Source organism: Nonomuraea sp. CA-218870 (assembly GCF_050936535.1).
Classification (GTDB): Bacteria; Actinomycetota; Actinomycetes; order Streptosporangiales; family Streptosporangiaceae; genus Nonomuraea; species Nonomuraea corallina.
In genome coordinates this window covers 650,108-666,499 of sequence record NZ_JBNJMN010000001.1, presented here as the reverse complement: position 1 = coordinate 666,499, position 16,392 = coordinate 650,108, and the positions used below count along the sequence as shown (strand labels likewise).

13 protein-coding genes are annotated in these 16,392 nt (G+C 70.5%); 7 read left to right on the top strand and 6 right to left on the bottom strand.

Going from position 1 to position 16,392, the window contains the following annotated elements:
* Window positions 1–62: 62 nt before the first annotated feature.
* Window positions 63–806 carry a deoxyribonuclease IV gene (locus ACQEUU_RS03250; protein WP_433060045.1) on the top strand — a complete coding sequence of 248 codons (744 nt, stop codon included), beginning with the start codon at window positions 63–65 and terminating at the stop codon, window positions 804–806.
* Window positions 807–883: 77 nt separating this feature from the next.
* On the opposite strand, the gene ACQEUU_RS03245 is transcribed toward ACQEUU_RS03250, so the two are convergent.
* From ACQEUU_RS03245 to ACQEUU_RS03230, 4 genes are all read right to left on the bottom strand, one after another.
* Window positions 884–1,951: a mannosyltransferase family protein gene (locus tag ACQEUU_RS03245; RefSeq protein WP_433060043.1), complete on the bottom strand. Its 1,068-nt coding sequence runs from the start codon at window positions 1,949–1,951 to the stop codon at window positions 884–886.
* Window positions 1,948–3,288: a glycosyltransferase family 87 protein gene (locus ACQEUU_RS03240; protein WP_433060040.1), complete on the bottom strand. Its 1,341-nt coding sequence runs from the start codon at window positions 3,286–3,288 to the stop codon at window positions 1,948–1,950. The genes ACQEUU_RS03245 and ACQEUU_RS03240 overlap by 4 nt, the downstream gene beginning before the upstream one ends.
* Window positions 3,285–6,065, bottom strand: a complete 2,781-nt coding sequence (locus ACQEUU_RS03235; protein ID WP_433060038.1) for a transglycosylase domain-containing protein — start codon at window positions 6,063–6,065, stop codon at window positions 3,285–3,287. Before ACQEUU_RS03235 ends, ACQEUU_RS03240 begins: the two co-directional genes overlap by 4 nt.
* A 165-nt stretch (window positions 6,066–6,230) precedes the next feature.
* Window positions 6,231–6,617, bottom strand: coding sequence for a DUF5318 family protein (locus ACQEUU_RS03230; RefSeq protein ID WP_433060035.1), 387 nt, complete (start codon window positions 6,615–6,617; stop codon window positions 6,231–6,233).
* 133 nt (window positions 6,618–6,750) lie between these two features.
* Here ACQEUU_RS03230 and ACQEUU_RS03225 point away from each other — a divergent pair, with 133 nt between their 5' ends.
* A complete protein-coding gene (locus tag ACQEUU_RS03225) occupies window positions 6,751–7,338 on the top strand; it encodes a helix-turn-helix transcriptional regulator (RefSeq protein ID WP_433060033.1) in 588 nt (195 codons plus the stop codon).
* A gap of 13 nt (window positions 7,339–7,351) precedes the next feature.
* A complete protein-coding gene (locus ACQEUU_RS03220) occupies window positions 7,352–8,431 on the top strand; it encodes an inositol-3-phosphate synthase (protein WP_433060030.1) in 1,080 nt (359 codons plus the stop codon).
* A gap of 39 nt (window positions 8,432–8,470) precedes the next feature.
* Here ACQEUU_RS03220 and idi read toward each other — a convergent pair whose 3' ends face one another.
* Complete coding sequence (idi, locus tag ACQEUU_RS03215; RefSeq protein ID WP_433060027.1) at window positions 8,471–9,067, bottom strand: isopentenyl-diphosphate Delta-isomerase; 597 nt, start codon at window positions 9,065–9,067, stop codon at window positions 8,471–8,473.
* Window positions 9,068–9,173: 106 nt separating this feature from the next.
* Here idi and ACQEUU_RS03210 point away from each other — a divergent pair, with 106 nt between their 5' ends.
* A complete protein-coding gene (locus ACQEUU_RS03210) occupies window positions 9,174–10,460 on the top strand; it encodes an MFS transporter (RefSeq protein ID WP_433060024.1) in 1,287 nt (428 codons plus the stop codon).
* Here ACQEUU_RS03210 and ACQEUU_RS03205 read toward each other — a convergent pair.
* Window positions 10,450–11,853: a CCA tRNA nucleotidyltransferase gene (locus tag ACQEUU_RS03205; RefSeq protein ID WP_433060021.1), complete on the bottom strand. Its 1,404-nt coding sequence runs from the start codon at window positions 11,851–11,853 to the stop codon at window positions 10,450–10,452. The genes ACQEUU_RS03210 and ACQEUU_RS03205 overlap by 11 nt on opposite strands.
* Before the next feature lie 147 nt (window positions 11,854–12,000).
* Here ACQEUU_RS03205 and ACQEUU_RS03200 point away from each other — a divergent pair, with 147 nt between their 5' ends.
* From ACQEUU_RS03200 to murJ, 3 genes are read left to right on the top strand one after another with little or no spacing between them, the layout of a single operon-like run.
* On the top strand, window positions 12,001–12,525 hold the full coding sequence (locus tag ACQEUU_RS03200; RefSeq protein ID WP_433060019.1) for an aminoacyl-tRNA deacylase: 525 nt from the start codon (window positions 12,001–12,003) through the stop codon (window positions 12,523–12,525).
* Between the two features lie 47 nt (window positions 12,526–12,572).
* A complete protein-coding gene (locus ACQEUU_RS03195; RefSeq protein ID WP_433060016.1) occupies window positions 12,573–14,714 on the top strand; it encodes a DUF6049 family protein in 2,142 nt (713 codons plus the stop codon).
* A complete protein-coding gene (gene murJ / locus ACQEUU_RS03190; RefSeq protein ID WP_433060013.1) occupies window positions 14,711–16,318 on the top strand; it encodes a murein biosynthesis integral membrane protein MurJ in 1,608 nt (535 codons plus the stop codon). Before ACQEUU_RS03195 ends, murJ begins: the two co-directional genes overlap by 4 nt.
* The last annotated feature ends 74 nt before the right edge of the window (window positions 16,319–16,392 follow it).

Genomic DNA, 16,392 nt, shown 5'->3' with positions numbered 1-16,392 from the left:
CGGGGTAGGGGGCGCACACTGTCTGCCCCGCCCCAGGTCAGTCAAACGGATAGGCTCCTGACATGGTGCGCATCGGAGCTCATGTCCATCAGGACGACATCACGGCCCACGCCGAGGCCGTCGGCGCCGAGGTCGTGCAGTTCTTCCTCGGAGACCCGCAGGGCTACAAGAAGCCCGTGCTGCCCGACCGGCCGGTCGAGGGCGTCGACATCTACGTCCACGCCCCCTACCTGGTCAACGTCGCCACGACCAACAACCGGATCAGGATCCCCAGCCGCAAGCTCCTGGCCCAGCACCTGGAGGCGGCGGCGAGCATCGGCGCCAAGGGCCTGATCGTGCACGGCGGCCACCTCGGCAAGGCCGACGACCCGCAGACCGGCTTCGACAACTGGCGCAAGGTGTTCGAGCGCATGGAGTGCCCGATCCCGGTGCTGATCGAGAACACGGCCGGCGGCGACAACGCGATGGCCCGCCGGCTGGAGAGCATCGCCCGGCTGTGGGACGCCCTCGACGGCTTCGACGTCGGGTTCTGCCTCGACACCTGCCACGCGCACGCGGGCGGCGAGGAGCTGCTCGGCCTGGTCGACCGGGTCAAGGCCATCACCGGCCGGATCGACCTCGTCCACTGCAACGACTCGCGCGACGACTTCGGCTCGGGCGCCGACCGTCACGCCAACCTCGGCGGCGGGCGGATCGACCCGGAGCTGATCTTGGAGGTGTGCCGGTCGGCCGGGGCCCCGATCGTGGTGGAGACGCCGGCGGAGGGCCAGGCCGAGGACATCGCGTTCCTGCGGAAGAACCTCTAGGGGAAAATCTCTAGGGAGAACACACAGCCTGTGGATAACTTCCCTGGATTACCGATGCCATAGATGGGGTAGGAAGATCAACCTGCCCAGGCGCCTTCCAGGAAACGGGCCGTGTTCAGCACCATGAGCGGCCCCGACACCAGCGCGTACGCCACGATCACCCACGTCCTCCTGGTGGCCACCCGCGCCAGCGCCACCCAGAGCGGGAACCACAGCAGCAGCGAGCGCGGCAGCGACAGGTAGTACGCCGACGTCATGAGCGCGCCCGCCTGCAACCCCGTGTAGACGGCCTCGCTCCACCTGCGCAGCGCCAGCAGCCAGATCAGGCCCGCCACGGCCACCACCGCTCCGGCGATCTCCATCCGGAAGGCCGGCGCCATGTCGCCGCCGCCCATCGCGTTCTCCCAGGTGACCGCCCACGCCTCCCAGGGCCACGCCGTCTCGCGGCCCCACCCGGCCTCCTGCGCGTGCTTCCACGCCAGCCAGTCGCCGGTTCGCGTGTAGTGGTAGAAGGAGTAGCCGGCCAGCGGCAGGAACGGCACGGCCAGCCAGGGCGCGCGGCTCAGCCGGGCCCGGCCCCCGGCGGCGAACTCCACGATCAGCGCCAGCGCCAGGAACAGCCCGGTGATGCGCACGCACGACGCGCCGGCGGCCAGCATCGCCGCCGCCGGCCAGCGGCCCTGCCGGGCGGCCAGCCAGGCGGGGATCGCGAAGGCCAGGAACAGCGACTCGCTGTAGCCCGCGACCAGGAACACCGCCAAGGGGAAGAGCACCAGCCCCAGCACCGCCATCCAGCCGCGCGCGCCCTCGTGCTCGGCCAGCCTGGCCAGCGCCACCATCGCCACCGCCCCGGAGACGAGCGAGACGATCAGCCCGGCGGCCGACCAGTCCGGCACCACCAGGTGCACCAGGCGCAGCGCCGCGGGCAGGCCGGGGAAGAAGGCGGGCAGCCCCTCGTCGAGCGGCCCGGCCGGGTCGCCGTCGTAGCCGAAGCGCGCGATGGTGATGAACAGGTGCACGTCCCACCGGTTCCACCGGTCGAGGTACTCGCCGAGTGTCACGCCGAGCAGCGTGGTCACGAGCAGGCCGACCCGCCACCCGAACCAGATCAGCAGCGCGTCCCGGCCGGCCGAGCGCGTGATCATCGGTAGGCGGGGCTCCGCAGCGTGAACCGGTCAGGCGCCTCGTCGAACACCCCGCCGATCTGGTCGTCCACGCCTCCCTGGCGTATGACGTCCTTGTCCGGACGCAGGATGTCCCGTACCACGAACGCCATCATGATGCCGATGGTGATGATCCGCCCCCACACGGCGGTGAAGTACGTGTCGTCCCCGATGCCCAGGTCGGTGCGCGCCAGCGGAGGCTGGTTGAGCAGGTAGAGCCAGATCGCGAAGAAGTACCAGACCTCGGCCACCTGCCACAGCGCCAGCGGCTTCCAGTTGGGCCTGGCCAGCACCGCGAAAGGCACCAGCCAGAGCACGAACTGCGGCGACCACACCTTGTTCGTCATCATGAACGCGGCCAGCGCCAGGAAGCAGATCTGCGCCAGCCGGGGCCGCTGCGGCGCGGCCAGCGTGAGCACCGCGATGCCGAGGCAGAGCAGCGCCAGCGAGACCATGCCGAGGGTGCTGACGTCGGCCTCGCCGAGCACCGGCCACCCCTTGGACTGGAAGAACAGCCAGGGTGACCCCCAGTCGACGCCGCGTTCCTGGGAGAACACGTAGAACCTGCGCCAGCCGTCCCAGGCGAACACCATGAACGGCAGGTTGACCACCAGCCACGCCGCCGCCGCCGAGCCCATGCTGATCAGGAACGGCCGCCAGCGCGCGGTGCGCAACGTGAGCAGGAAGAGCGCCCCGACGAACATCAGCGGGTAGAACTTCGTGGCGATGGCCAGCCCGAGCAGCACGCCGGCCAGCACCTGCCGCTTGTGCGCCCAGGCCAGGAGCATGCCCATGGACAGCGCGCCGGCCACCAGGTCCCAGTTGATGTAGGCGGCCAGCACCACCGCGGGCGCGAGCGCGTACCAGAGGGCGTCCCAGCGGCGGCTCGGTCCGGCCACCGCGGCCATGAGCAGCACGCCGGCCACCAGGCAGACGCCCATGAGCACGACCGTGATGTCGTAGAAGCGCACGGCCTGTGCCGCTATCGCCTCGTGGGTCACGCCCGGCTCCAGCCAGCGCGCGATCCAGGCGACCACCTGCATCACCTCGCCGAGCACCACGGGGTACTCGACGTGCTTGTCGAAGACGACGTCGGCGAAGTAGGGGTTCTGCGTGCCGAGCTGCCGGTCGAAGTAGAGCGGGAAGATGTCGGTGTAGCAGAAGTTCGTGTAGACCGTGACCTGGTCGTTCCAGCCCCCGGTGCGGCACGGCAGGCGCACCACGTACGCGAGCGTCGCCCCGAGGACCGCGAAGAGACCCAGGGGGAGGTACGGCACGGCCCGTGCCAGGAACGGGCCGCGCATCAGCGTCGTCGTCACTGGTCGCGCCTGCCGGGCGGCGAGTCCTGCCTGCCGTTCGGGGAGCCCTGGCGCCCGTTCGGGCCCCCGTTCGTGAAGCCGTCGTCCACCGAGATGTCGTCCTGGTTCGGGTCGACCGAGACGTTGTCGTCCTCGTCCGAGCACGGGCCGACGATGCAGTCCTGGTCGGCGCTGGTGTCCTCCTCGAACGGGTCGCCGGTGTCCAGTTCCAGCGCGTCTTCCGTCGGCGTCGGCGTCGGGGTCGGCTTGGGCGCGAGGTTCTCGGCGACGCCCGTGTCGGCCCGCTCGGGGAACGGCACGACCTTGTGGTTCTTGGTGGCCTCGGTCATGAACGTCTTCCAGATCGCCGCGGGGTAGGTGGCGCCCTGGAACGCGCTGCCGAGCGGGATCTCGTACGGCTTGGAGTACGGGTTCTCCATCGTGTACTTCTTGCTCTTGCCCCTGGCCCAGGGGCAGTTGTCGTTCACCGGCTTGACGACCTTGCCGCTGTCGGTACGGCACTGCTGCCTGAACATGCCGACGGCGGTCGACACCTGCGGGGTGAACCCGACGAACCACGCTTCCTTGTTGTCGTTGTTGGTGCCGGTCTTACCGGCCACCGGGCGGTTGTAGAGCGCGGCGTTGCGGCCGGTGCCCTGCTTGACCACGGCTTCCAGCGCGATGACGGCGTCGGCGGCGGCCTCCGGCGAGATGACCTGGGCGTAGGCCTTCTTCTCGGTGAGCACGGTGTTGCCGTTCTTGTCCTTCACCTCGATCACGACGTGGTTGTCGTAGTGCCTGCCCTGGTTGGCGAAGATCGAGTAGCCGCCCGCCTGCTCGACGGCCGTCACCTGGCTGCTGCCGATGGTGATCAGGTAGTGGTGGCGGTCCCTGGCGTCCTTCAGCCGCTTCTCGTTGAGCCCGGCCTTGGCGGCGACCTCGATCACCTTGTCCAGGCCGACCTTCTCCCCCATCTTGGCGTAGGCCGTGTTGACCGAGTCGGCCGTGGCCTTCACCACGTCGACGGCCGAGGCCTTGAAGGCGTGGTCGTTGTCGATCTCCGTGGTGCCGGGCAGCTTGACCGGGCCCTTGGTCGGCACGTAGCTGCGCAGGCTGTAGCCGGCGTCCAGCCAGGCGGCCAGCACGTACGGCTTGAACGCCGACGCGGCCTGCTTCTGCGACTGGAAGGCGTCGATCCACTGGTCCTTGGCGTAGTCGTCGCCCGCGTAGAAGGCGATGACCTGCCCGTTGCGCGGGTCGACGGCGGCCATCGTGGCGTTGATCTCGGGGTCGAGGCCCTCGGTGTGCTTGTCGACCGCGGCCTTGGCGGCGCGCATGAGCTTGAGGTCGAGCGACGACTTGATCTTGTAGCCGCCCTTCTCGACGTCCTCCCTGGGGATGTCGAGCGACTCCAGCTCGTCCAGGACCACCTGGACCATGTAGCCCTTGATGCCGTTGAACGGGTTCTTCGGCTTGAACTTGACGCGCTTGGGCGCCGTGGGCGACTTGCTCGGCAGGTCGCCGTACGCCTGAGGGTCGAGCTTGGCCATCTGCCCGAGCACGTAGTCGTAGCGGAACTCCGTCTCGCCGAGGTTGCCCGCCTTCTCCTCGCGGTCGAAGCGGTCCGGGTTCTGGATCCGGCCGGCGAGGTAGGCGCCCTGCTCGGGGGTGAGCTTCTCCACCTTCTTGCCGAAGAACGCCTCGGCGGCCGCGCCGATGCCGTAGGCGCCGCGGCCGAAGTAGATGGTGTTGAGGTACTGCTCCAGGATCTGCTCCTTGGGCAGCACGTCACTCAGCTTGACCGCGACGAAGATCTCCTTGACCTTGCGCTGGATCGTGCGCTCCTGGGAGAGGCCGTCGTAGTAGCCGCGGGCCATCTGCTGGGTGATGGTGGACGCGCCCTGCACCTGCTGGCCGCTGACCGTGCTGAAGAGGGAGCGGACCATGCCGCTGAAGGAGATGCCGGAGTCCTCGCGGAAGGTGTCGTTCTCGGCGGCGATGACGGCGTCCTGCACCGCGCGCGGCACCTGGTCGTAGGAGATCGGGATGCGCTTGGTGCCGAGCCTGGCCAGCTCCGTGCCGTTCCGGTCGACGATGACGCTTTCCTGGTCCTCCACGCCTTCCTGCACCTGGTCGGCCGTGGGGACGGGGGTGTTGGCGTACGCGACCGCGATCATGCCGAAGAGGCCCGCGGCCAGCACCAGGAAGCTCGCCGCGACGATCTTCCAGCTCGGCACGAACCGGCGCCACTTGGGGCGGTCGTCACCGGACTTGCCCGGGCCGCCCGGCGGCTCGGACGGGCCGCCGGGCCCGCCGCCGGACCCGCCGGCCCTGCGGGAGCGGCGCGGCCCGTCGCTGACCACCGTCTCCTCGTTGCGGGCACGGGTGTCCTGCTCGGAGGCGCGGCGCCGCGAGCCGGGCGCGCGCCTGCGCTGTCCCGGCTGGCCGGGCTGACCGGGCTGACCGGGCTGACCAGGCTGATGGCCGGGCTGATGGCCGGGCTGACCGGGGTGAGGGCCGGGTTGCGGGGCGGGCTGGCCGGGCTGAGGGCCTGGCTGACGGCCGGGCTGCTGGAACGGCCGCTGGCCGGGCTGATGGCCGGGCTGATGGCCGGGGCCGCCGGGCCCTGCCGGATGGCCGCCGCGGGCGGGCGGCGCGGGGCGCGGGTCGGAGGGCGGGTCGCCGTACTGCTGCGCGGCCATGGCGCCGGTCTGCTCGTAGGCGGCCTCGGGACGACGGGTGGGCGACTGCCCACCCCAAGGGGCGTCGCCGGTTTGCGGCGGCGGCTCCTGGGGCACGGAACGAGTTGAGCCGGAGCGGCGGCGCCTTCCCGGGCGGGCCGTCCCTTCGTTGCTGCTGTAACTCACGCGTCCTCGCATCGTCGTCGGATATCACGGCGGATTGGGGCGTGACTCCTCGCCGTCCTCGGGTTGTGTCGTGCGGCCTGTCGTCTAGGTGGTCGTCTAGGTGGGGCCGACGACGTCCGGCGGTCCGTTCCCGAGGACGAACGAGACCGTCAGGTGATTCCAGGAACAACCTTGGCAGACCTCGACCACGTAGACCCGGAACTCGTCGTAATCATGAGCCATCTCCGCCAGCTCCGCTGCGCCCTTTGCCTGACCGGCATGGCGGCCGAGCGAGTCCCCGTAGACATAGGTCACGTGGGTGACGTTCCCCCGCTCGCACACGGGGCAGAGGCGGTCGGTCGGCTCGCCGAAGTGGCGGGCCGCCCGGAGGAGGTACGGCTGTGCGTCGCAGACGTCGCCGGGCGAAGTCCGCCCGGCGCGCACGGAGTGGACCACCGCCCGCTTCGCGAGGCCGTAATCCACCACCCTTCGCTGTGACCACATGGGCGCCAGACTACGGCTTTTTTCCGATTGATCCCAACGACTTGGGGAAGTCCACGATTGCTCGATATAGCGACACGACGTATCCTCTGGATGTATCGGCTCGATACATCGACGCGAGAGGAGGACGGTTCCCATGGCCGGCGGACAACGCAGGGTGCTGGAACTGGCCGTGCTCGGGTCGCTGCACGAGACGCCACTTCATGGCTATGAGCTGCGCAAACGGCTCAACACACTACTCGGCATGTTCCGCGCTTTCTCCTACGGGTCGTTGTACCCCTGTCTGCGCTCGCTGCTGGAGGAAGGGCTCATCGCCGAGGAGCAACCGGCTCAGCCCACGATCGTGGGTGGCCGATCGAAGATCGTCTATAAGCTCACGGCGGAAGGCAAGGAGCGTTTGCAGGAGCTGCTGACCCAGGCCGGCCCGTCCGCCTGGGAAGACGAGAGCTTCGGCGTCCACTTCGCGTTCTTCCGCCACACCGAGGCCGAAGTCCGCCTGCGCATCCTCGAAGGCCGGCGCAGCCGCCTGGAGGAGCGCCTCGACAGCGTGCGCACCGCCCTGGCCCGCACCAGGGAACGGCTCGACAGTTACACCCTCGAGCTCCAGCGACACGGGCTCGAGTCCGTCGAGCGCGAGGTCCGCTGGCTCAACGAGCTGATCGCCACGGAGAGACGGGCCTCCCAGGAGGGCCCTGCAACAGATACCACGTCAAGCAATGAGTAAGGGAGCGAGTGCGATGGGTTCGGTTCGCGTGGCCATTGTCGGTGTCGGCAACTGCGCGGCGTCACTGGTCCAGGGCGTTCACTATTACAGGGACGCCGACCCGGCCGCGCGTGTGCCGGGCCTGATGCACGTGAAGTTCGGTGACTACCACGTAGGCGACGTCGAGTTCGTCGCGGCCTTCGACGTGGACGCCAAGAAGGTCGGGCGCGACCTGTCCGAGGCGATCGTCGCCAGCGAGAACAACACGATCAAGATCACCGATGTGCCCCCGACGGGGGTGATCGTCCAGCGCGGACACACCCACGACGGCCTGGGCGAGTACTACCGTGAGATCATCGAGGAGTCCGACGAGGCTCCCGCCGACGTGGTCCAGGTGCTCCGCGACAGCCAGGCCGACGTGCTCGTCTCCTACCTGCCGGTGGGGTCCGAGGACGCCGCCCGGTTCTACGCGCAGTGCGCGCTCGACGCCGGGGTGGCCTTCGTCAACGCGCTGCCGGTGTTCATCGCCTCCGACCCCGAGTGGGCCGAGAAGTTCACCGAGGCGGGCGTGCCGATCGTCGGCGACGACATCAAGTCGCAGGTCGGCGCCACCATCACGCACCGCGTCCTGGCCAAGCTGTTCGAGGACCGCGGGGTCGAGCTGCTGCGCACCTACCAGCTCAACTTCGGCGGCAACATGGACTTCATGAACATGCTGGAGCGCAAGCGTCTCCAGTCGAAGAAGATCTCCAAGACGCAGTCGGTGACCTCGCAGATCCCGCACGAGATGGCCAAGGCCGACGTGCACATCGGGCCGTCGGACCACGTGCCGTGGCTCGACGACCGCAAGTGGGCCTACGTGCGCCTCGAAGGCCGCTCGTTCGGCGACACCCCGCTCAACCTGGAGTACAAGCTGGAGGTGTGGGACTCGCCGAACTCGGCCGGCATCATCATCGACGCCGTCCGCGCGGCCAAGATCGCCCTGGACCGCGGCGTCGGGGGCCCGATCCTGAGCGCCTCCTCGTACTTCATGAAGTCGCCGCCCGTGCAGCACTCCGACGACGAGGCCCGCGAGCAGGTCGAGAAGTTCATCCGCGGCGAGATCGAGCGCTGAGCCCGGGCGTTGGCGGCGCCGCGGGTGCGGCGCCGCCCGCTAAGGCGCGTACGGCTGGCGCGCGGCGGGCGGCAGCTCGTCGACCGGGGCCGTCGGCCAGCGGAGCGGGTCCGGGCCGAGCGCCGACAGCAGCGGCACCTGCTCCCGGCACCACGGCGAGATGGAGATGAGACCGCTGACCACGCCGTCGGCGAACTCCGGCCAGGGCATCCACCGCGTCTCCCCCACCTCGTCGGGGTTGGGGCTGGCGGAGCCGTCGACCAGCACCCGGTAGACGGGGCACAGTTCGTGCTCGACGATGCCGTTGCCCATGACCGCGCGGTAGGAGAAGCCGGGCAGCACCAGGTCGGCGCGCTCGACGCTCAGGCCGAGCTCGAACGAGAGCCGGCGGATGACCGCCTGGTCCAGCCGCTCGCCCGGCAGCGGGTGGCCGCAGCAGCTGTTGGTCCACACCCCCGGCCAGGTGAGCTTGTGGCCGGCCCGCCTGGTCAGCAGCACCCGGCCCTCGCGGTCGAAGGCGTAGCTGGAGAAGGCCAGGTGCAGCGGTGTCTCCGGGCCGTGCACGGACAGCTTGGGCGCGGTGCCGAGCGCGTGGCCTGAGCCGTCAACGAGTACCACGTGTTCCACAGTCGTCACGCTATGAAGCGTACGTGATCATGAGCGTCTACTGAACCCGTACACTCACCCGAGACGCCGGTCTCTCCAGTCTCCGCGCGTTTCCGCACGCGGTTAGGCTTGCGGCGTGTCTTTCGTCGCCGATCTGCGCGTGGTCCTCCAGGGGCGGAATTTCAGACGGCTCTTCGGCACCCGGCTGGTCTCCCAGTTCTCCGACGGGATCTTCCAGTTCGGCGTCGCCGGGTTCGCCTTCTTCAGCCCCGAGAGCCAGACGACCGCGCTCGCGGTCGCGGCGGGCCTGGCCGTGCTGCTGCTGCCCTACAGCGTCCTGGGGCCGTTCGTGGGCGTCTTCATCGACCGGTGGTCGCGGCGGCAGATCCTGGTGGTCGCGCCGCTGGTGCGCGGCGTGCTGCTGGTCGGCGCGGCGGCGCTGGTGGCTGCCGACGTGCCCGACACGGTCTTCTACGTGGCCGCGCTGGCCGTGCTGGGCGTCAACCGGTTCTTCCTGGCGGCGCTCGGCGCCTCGCTGCCGCACGTGGTACCGGCCGACCGGCTGATGGCCGCCAACGCGGTCACGCCGACGTCCGGCACCGTGGTGACGTTCGTCGGCGCGGGGGTGGGCTTCCTGCTGCGGGAGCTGTTCGGCGGCGGCGACACGGGGGTCGCACTGCTGCTGGTCACCTCCGGCGTGGTCTTCGGGCTGAGTTCGCTGGTCGCGCGGACGATGGAGCGCTCGCTGCTCGGCCCGTCCGTCGACCCGGACCGGCCGCAGGCCCGCGAGGCGCTGCGCAACGTCGTGACCGGGCTCGCCGACGGCGCCCGCCACCTGGCGGGCCGGCCGATCGCCGCCGCGACGATGGGCGCGATGGCGGCCCACCGGTTCTTCTACGGCATGGCCACCGCGCTCGGCATCATCCTCTACCGCTACTACTTCACCGACGGCGACCCCGACGCGGCGCTGCGCGGCATCAGCCTGGTCGTGGCCACCTCCGGCGTCGGTTACTTCCTCGCCGTGATCATCACCCCGTACGCGACAGAGCGGTTCACCATCACCGGCTGGGTGCCGATCGCGCTGTCGTCGGCCGGCGTGCTCGCGGGCGTGCTGGTGGCGCCGTTCCAGGAATGGGGGCTGCCGGCGGCCGGGTTCGTGCTCGGCCTGGCCGGGCAGAGCGTCAAGATCTGCGCCGACACGACCGTCCAGCGCGACGTCGCCGACGTCTACCTGGGCCGCGCGTTCTCCCTCTACGACATGCTCTTCAACGGCATGTACGTGCTGGCGGCGGCCCTGTCGGCGGCCATCCTGCCGCCCGACGGCAAGTCGTACGCGGCGGTGGTGATCATCACGGCCGGCTACCTGGCGAGCGGCCTCGCCTACCGGATGATCACCCGGCCCCGCGCGCCGGTCAGCCCGTGACCACGCCGTTGTCCCCGGCCCAGTCGAGGAGCGCCTCGGTGGCCGCCTCCTTGCCGATCACGCCCTTGTCGAGCCGCAGGTCGAGCAGGAACTTGTAGGCCCTGCCCACCACCGGACCGGGGCCGACGCCGAGCACCCGCTGGATCTCGTTGCCGTCGAGCTCGGGGCGGATCTTGGCGAGCTCCTCCTCCTCGGCCAGCCGGGCGATGCGCTCCTCCAGCTGGTCGTAGGTGCGCGACAGGGCGGCCGCCTTGCGCTTGTTGCGGGTCGTGCAGTCGGCCCGGGTGAGCTTGTGGAGCCGGGTCAGCAGGTGGCCGGCGTCGCGCACGTAGCGGCGCACCGCGCTGTCGGTCCACTCGCCGGTGCCGTAGCCGTGGAAGCGCAGGTGGAGCTCCACCAGGCGGGACACGTCGGCCACCACGTCCTTGGGGAAGCGCAGCTCGCCCATCCGCTTCTTCGTCAGCTGGGCGCCCACGACCTCGTGGTGGTGGAACGACACCCGGCCGCCGGCTTCGTGGCGCCGGGTCTTGGGCTTGCCGATGTCGTGCATGAGCGCCGCCCAGCGCAGGATGCGGTCGGGCTGGGCGTCGTCCTCCTGGGCGATCGCCTGGTCGAGCACGGTCAGCGTGTGCTCGTAGACGTCCTTGTGCCGGTGGTGCTCGTCGATCTCCAGGCGCAGCTTGGGCAGCTCGGGCAGCACGTGCGCGGCCAGGCCGGTGTCGACGAGCAGGCGCAGCCCGTCGCGCGGGTGAGGGCCGCAGACGAGCTTGTCGAGCTCGTCGCGGATGCGCTCGGCGGAGACGATCTCGATGCGCTCGGCCATCTCGGTCATCGCGGTCACCGCCGCCTGGTCGACGGTGAAGCCGAGCTGGGAGGCGAACCTGGCGGCGCGGAGCATGCGCAGCGGGTCGTCGCCGAAGGAGCGCTCGGGCGGGCCGGGGGTGCGCAACCGCTTGACGGCCAGGTCGGCCAGCCCGCCGTAGGGGTCGACGAACTCGTGGGAGGGCAGCCGCACCGCCATCGCGTTGACCGCGAAGTCGCGGCGCTCCAGGTCGGCCTCCAGCGTCTCGCCGTAGAGGACCTCGGGCTTGCGCGACTTGGGGTCGTAGCTCTCGCTGCGGTACGTGGTGATCTCGATCAGCCAGCCGCCCTTGCGCACGCCGACCGTGCCGAAGTCGATGCCGATGGTCCAGACGGAGTCGGCCCAGTCGCGCACGAGGTCGAGCACCCGTTCGGGCCGCGCGTCGGTGGTCAGGTCGAGGTCCTTGCCGACCCGGCCGAGCAGGAGGTCGCGGACCGGGCCGCCGACGAGGGCGAGCTCGTGGCCGCCGTCGGCGAACAGGCGGCCGAGCTCGTCGGCCACAGGGGCGATCTTGCGGAACAGGTCACGCATGGCCCGCTGCTGAGTTTCGGTCAGATTTGAGTCGGACAAGCTGGGTAGGTCCTTCGAATCGGAACATATCCCCCGAGCCACACCGGGGCCGGGTTACCTTCGGTCTGGGGACCGACGGCGCGATGGAACGAGGCAAGGAGGTCTTTCATGAAGGACGCCCTCGCGATCCACCGCTGGCTCCTCACACACCAGGTCCACCATGAGATCGTACGCCTTCCGCGCCCCATCACTTGCGCGGACGAGCTTCCGGGGACGATCTCCGCCGCACCCGAGAGGTGCGTGACGGTCACGGTGTTCGAGGTCGCACCGAGGATAGGGCGCCCGTTCGTCGTCGCCGTCGTCCACTCGCTCGCCGCACCGCCGCGCCCGGGCGCCGTCGGAGGGCTGCTCGGCGTCCGCACCGTACGCCCCGCGCCCGCGCACCTCGTCAACGAGGCCACCGACTACGCCGCCGGGCTGGTCGGGCCGCTGCTGCTGCCCGAAGAGCTGCCGGTGTTCATCGACGACCGGCTCGACGCCGACACTGATCCGATCTTCTCCCCCATCGGCGAGCGCCACGCGGTGCTCACCATGCGGGCCCTCGACCTGCTCACACTCCTGTCGGGGAAGACCGTCGACCTGCGCGCACCGAGCCCCCACGCGGGCTTGGAGGCGGTCGCGCAGGGGCACTGAACCCGTACCATTGCGGGCGTGCGTCGTACTCCAGCCCGGGCCGAAGCGTGATCCGAAGGACCACGCTGCTCGCCGTGCTCTCGGCAGCGCTGCTCGCCCCGATCACGGTGGCGGCGGCGCCTGGCCCGGCTGCCGCGATCACCAGCAGGCAGGGCGTCGAGCTGGCCCTCACGTCCGTGACCCCCGACTACGCCACCGAACGGGCGACCGAGATCAAGGTCACCGGCACGGTCCGCAACAGCGGCTCCGCGCCGCTGCCGGGCCTGCGGGTCAGGGTGCGCTACTCCTCCCAGCGCTTCACCGACCGGGCCGCGCTCAGCACCTTCGCCGGTGACGCCACGACCGTCACCCAGCCGCCCAACGTCTCCACCCAGTCGAGCATGGTCATCCCCGAGCTGGCCGCCAACTCCTCCGTCGAGTTCGAGCTGACGATGACGCCCGCGCAGTTCGGGCTGACCGCGTTCGGCGCCTACCCGCTCGCCGTCGAGGTGGTCCAGTGGGACGCCACCCAGCTCGCCTCCCAGCGCACCTTCCTCACGTACGCGCCCGCGACCACCCAGCCGCGGCCGGTGCGCAACCGGCTGTCGTTCGTGCTGCCCTTGATCGACCAGCCGCGCCGGGCCGACGACGGCACCTTCGTGGACGAGGAACTGGTCGCCGAGCTCACCGGCAAGGGCCGGCTGGCCGACCTCGCCCGCATCGCCGAGACCGCCCCCGCGAGCGTCACCTGGGTCGTCGACCCGGCGCTCTTCGACGACGTCCAGGCCATGACCAAGCCGTTCCGGGTCAAGAAGGACGACAAGGCCGACCAGCGGCCCGCCGAGCCCGCCGCGGGCCAGTGGCTCACCTCGATGCGCGCGGCGCTGGCCGACAACGCCGTCATCGCCACCCCGTACGCCGACCCCGACGTGACCGCGCTGGCCCACCGGGGCCTGGACCGGCAGCCGGCCCGCGCGCTGGAGCTGGCCCGGCAGAAGACCGCGCTGATCAAGAACGACGTGTTGACGTCGACCTACTGGCCGGTCGGCGGCGTGATCGACGCCGACGCGCTCGACCTGCTCGCCGTCGGCACACCCGGCGGCGCCCGCGTCGACAAGGTGCTGCTCGACCCGGCGGCCCTGCCGACGGCGCAGGACTCCTCCGCCGCCGCGACCACGTTCGCCGCCGCCGCCACCCCCGACGCCGCGGCCACCCTCGACACCGTCATGGGCCCCGTCACCGCGCTGGTGGCCGACTCCGAGCTGAGCCGCCTCCTCGAACCCGCCCCCGGCACCCGCGGCGCGACCCTGCTGAGCAGGCAGCGGTTCGTCGCCGAGACCGCGACGCTCGCCGCCGAACCCGGCCAGACCCGGGCGCGGTCCCTGGTCATGGCCCCGTCCCGGCGCTGGAACCCCAGCCCGACGGTCGTCTCGACGCTGCTGAAGACCGCCGGCAGGCTGCCGTGGCTGTCGCTCACCCCCCTCGACTCGATCCAGGTGTCCGCAGCGCCCGCGCAGCGCGCCGGGCTCACCTACTCCGACAAGGACCGCAAGCAGGAGCTCAGCGGCAAATACCTCGCCCCGGTCCAGGAGGTCGCCGCGCAGGCGGAGCTGACCGCCCTGATCACCGGCCAGAGCCAGTCGTCCTTCGACGCCGCGGTGCTCAGGCTCACCTCCTCCGCCTGGCGCGGCCGCGCCAAGGCCGGCCGCGCCGTCATCGAGCAGGTCGGCGACGCGGTCGAGGACCGGACCAGGCTGGTGTCGATCACCGGCGCCGGCCCCGACCAGCCGCGCACCCTCGCGGGCAGCGAGGGCGAGGTCCCGATCAGCGTCAAGAACGAGCTCGACATCCCCATATCGCTGCACGTCACGGCCCGGTCCGACGACCCCGACCTGCTCGAGTCCGACTTCCGGCAGCCGCTGCACATCAACGGCGAGCAGAGCGGCACCGTCCAGATCCCCATGACCGTGACCTCCTCCAGCGGCGGCGACGCCACGGTGACCGTCCAGCTCATGACCACCGACGGCCGGCCCTACGGCGACCCGGTCAAGCTGATCGTGCGCACCACCGGCTACACCGGCATCGCGCTGGTCATCGTGGGATGCGCGCTGACCGTCATGCTCGCGGCGGTGGTGACGCGGATACTCCGGCGCAGGTCGCAGCGGCGCGGCGCACGGGCAGCCAGGACTCGGGAGAGTGAGACCGTATGAGCCGCTTGCTGCGGGCCAGCGCCATCATGGCCGCCGGCACGATGGTGTCCCGCGTGACCGGGTTCATCCGGACCATGGTGCTGGCCTACGCCATCGGCACGGCCTTCCTCGGCGACGCCTACAACGCGGCCTACGCCATCCCCTTCAGCATCCTCGACCTGCTGCTGCTCGGCGTGCTCAGCAGCGTCGTGGTGCCGATGATCGTCAGGGCCCAGCAGCAGGACCCCGACGGCGGCCGCGCCTACGAGCAGCGGCTGCTGACGTTCGCCACCATCATGCTCATCGTCGTGGCCGCGCTGGCCGTGCTGGCCGCCCCCCTGCTCATCGACCTCTACACCGACTGGGACCGCGGTGAGAGGAAGTTCGGGGTGGCGGTGCGGCTGGCCCAGTTCATCCTGCCGCAGCTCGCCTTCTTCGGCATCGGCGCGGTGGCGGGGGCGATCCTCAACACCCGCGACCGGTTCGCCGCCCCGATGTGGGCCCCGGTGGTCAACAACCTGGTCGTCATCTGCGTCCTGATCGCCTACGCCGTCATCGTCACCGACGGCTCCGACCTCAGCAGCGTCAGCAACGGCGAGCTGGCCCTGCTCGGCCTCGGCACCACGGCCGGCATCGTGGCCCAGGCCACCGTGCTGGTGATCGCGCTCAAGCGGGCCGGGTTCCGCTTCGTCGCCCGCTTCGACCTGCGCAACGCCCGGCTCGGCGAGATGGCCAGGGCCGGCGTCTGGACGATCGGCTACGTGGTGGTCACCCAGCTCGGGTTCCTGCTCACCACCAACCTCTCCAGCGCCGCCGGCGACGCGGTCGCCGGCCACGGCATCTCCCCGTACACCCTGGCGTTCCAGCTCTTCCAGCTCCCGTACGGAGTCGTCGGCGTCTCGGTGATCACCGCGATGCTGCCCCGGATGAGCCGGGCCGTGGCCGACGGGCGCTTCGCGGAGGTGCGCGCGGAGTTCGGCTCCGGCGTGCGGCTCATCGGCGCGGTGATGGTGCCGGTGTCGCTGCTGCTCATGGTGCTCGGACCGGCGGTCACCGTGCCGCTGTACGGTCACGGCGCCAACACCGTGGCCAACGCCATCTACATCGGCAACGTGCTGCAGGTCTACGGGCTCGCGCTGGTGCCGTTCGCGGTCTTCCAGATGCTGCTGCGGGTCTTCTACAGCTTCGGCGACACCCGCACCCCCGTCTTCGTCGGCGCCGGCACCACCGCGGTCTACGCCGCGCTGATGGTGCTGTTCTACAACCTGCTGCCGGCCCGCTACGCGGTCATGGGGCTGGCTCTGGCGTACGCGATCGCGTACGGGCTCGGCGCGATCGCGGCCTGGATACTGGCCGGCCGCAAGGTCGGCGGGCTGGGCGGCTGGCAGATCGGCATGGCGATGACCAAGATGTACCTCGCCGCCCTGCCCACCGCGGCGCTCGCCCTGGCCTCGGTGTGGGCGGTGCAGGAGATCTTCGGCGGGCTCGGCTTCCTCAACTCGATGATCATTCTGACTGTGGGAGGCGGGCTGGGGATGCTCCTGTATCTGTGGATAGCCCACCGGGTTCGCATTCCCGAGGTCAGCTCGGTCGTTGGGATGGTCGCCGGGCGGGTACGCCGCTAAAGAGCGGGGGGAGCAACCTTGCCGGGCACTAGCATGGTGCCGACACGCGCGAATGGAAGCAGGAGGGGCGTGGG

What these genes read in the sequence shown, in the direction of transcription:
- ACQEUU_RS03225 (WP_433060033.1), top strand. Translation starts at nt 6,751, where the DNA reads ATGGCCGGCGGACAACGCAGGGTGCTGGAACTGGCCGTGCTCGGGTCG.
- ACQEUU_RS03250 (WP_433060045.1), top strand. Translation starts at nt 63, where the DNA reads ATGGTGCGCATCGGAGCTCATGTCCATCAGGACGACATCACGGCCCAC.
- ACQEUU_RS03205 (WP_433060021.1), bottom strand. Translation starts at nt 11,853, where the DNA reads ATGCGTGACCTGTTCCGCAAGATCGCCCCTGTGGCCGACGAGCTCGGC.
- murJ (WP_433060013.1), top strand. Translation starts at nt 14,711, where the DNA reads ATGAGCCGCTTGCTGCGGGCCAGCGCCATCATGGCCGCCGGCACGATG.
- ACQEUU_RS03220 (WP_433060030.1), top strand. Translation starts at nt 7,352, where the DNA reads ATGGGTTCGGTTCGCGTGGCCATTGTCGGTGTCGGCAACTGCGCGGCG.
- ACQEUU_RS03230 (WP_433060035.1), bottom strand. Translation starts at nt 6,617, where the DNA reads ATGTGGTCACAGCGAAGGGTGGTGGATTACGGCCTCGCGAAGCGGGCG.
- ACQEUU_RS03245 (WP_433060043.1), bottom strand. Translation starts at nt 1,951, where the DNA reads ATGATCACGCGCTCGGCCGGCCGGGACGCGCTGCTGATCTGGTTCGGG.
- ACQEUU_RS03200 (WP_433060019.1), top strand. Translation starts at nt 12,001, where the DNA reads ATGAAGGACGCCCTCGCGATCCACCGCTGGCTCCTCACACACCAGGTC.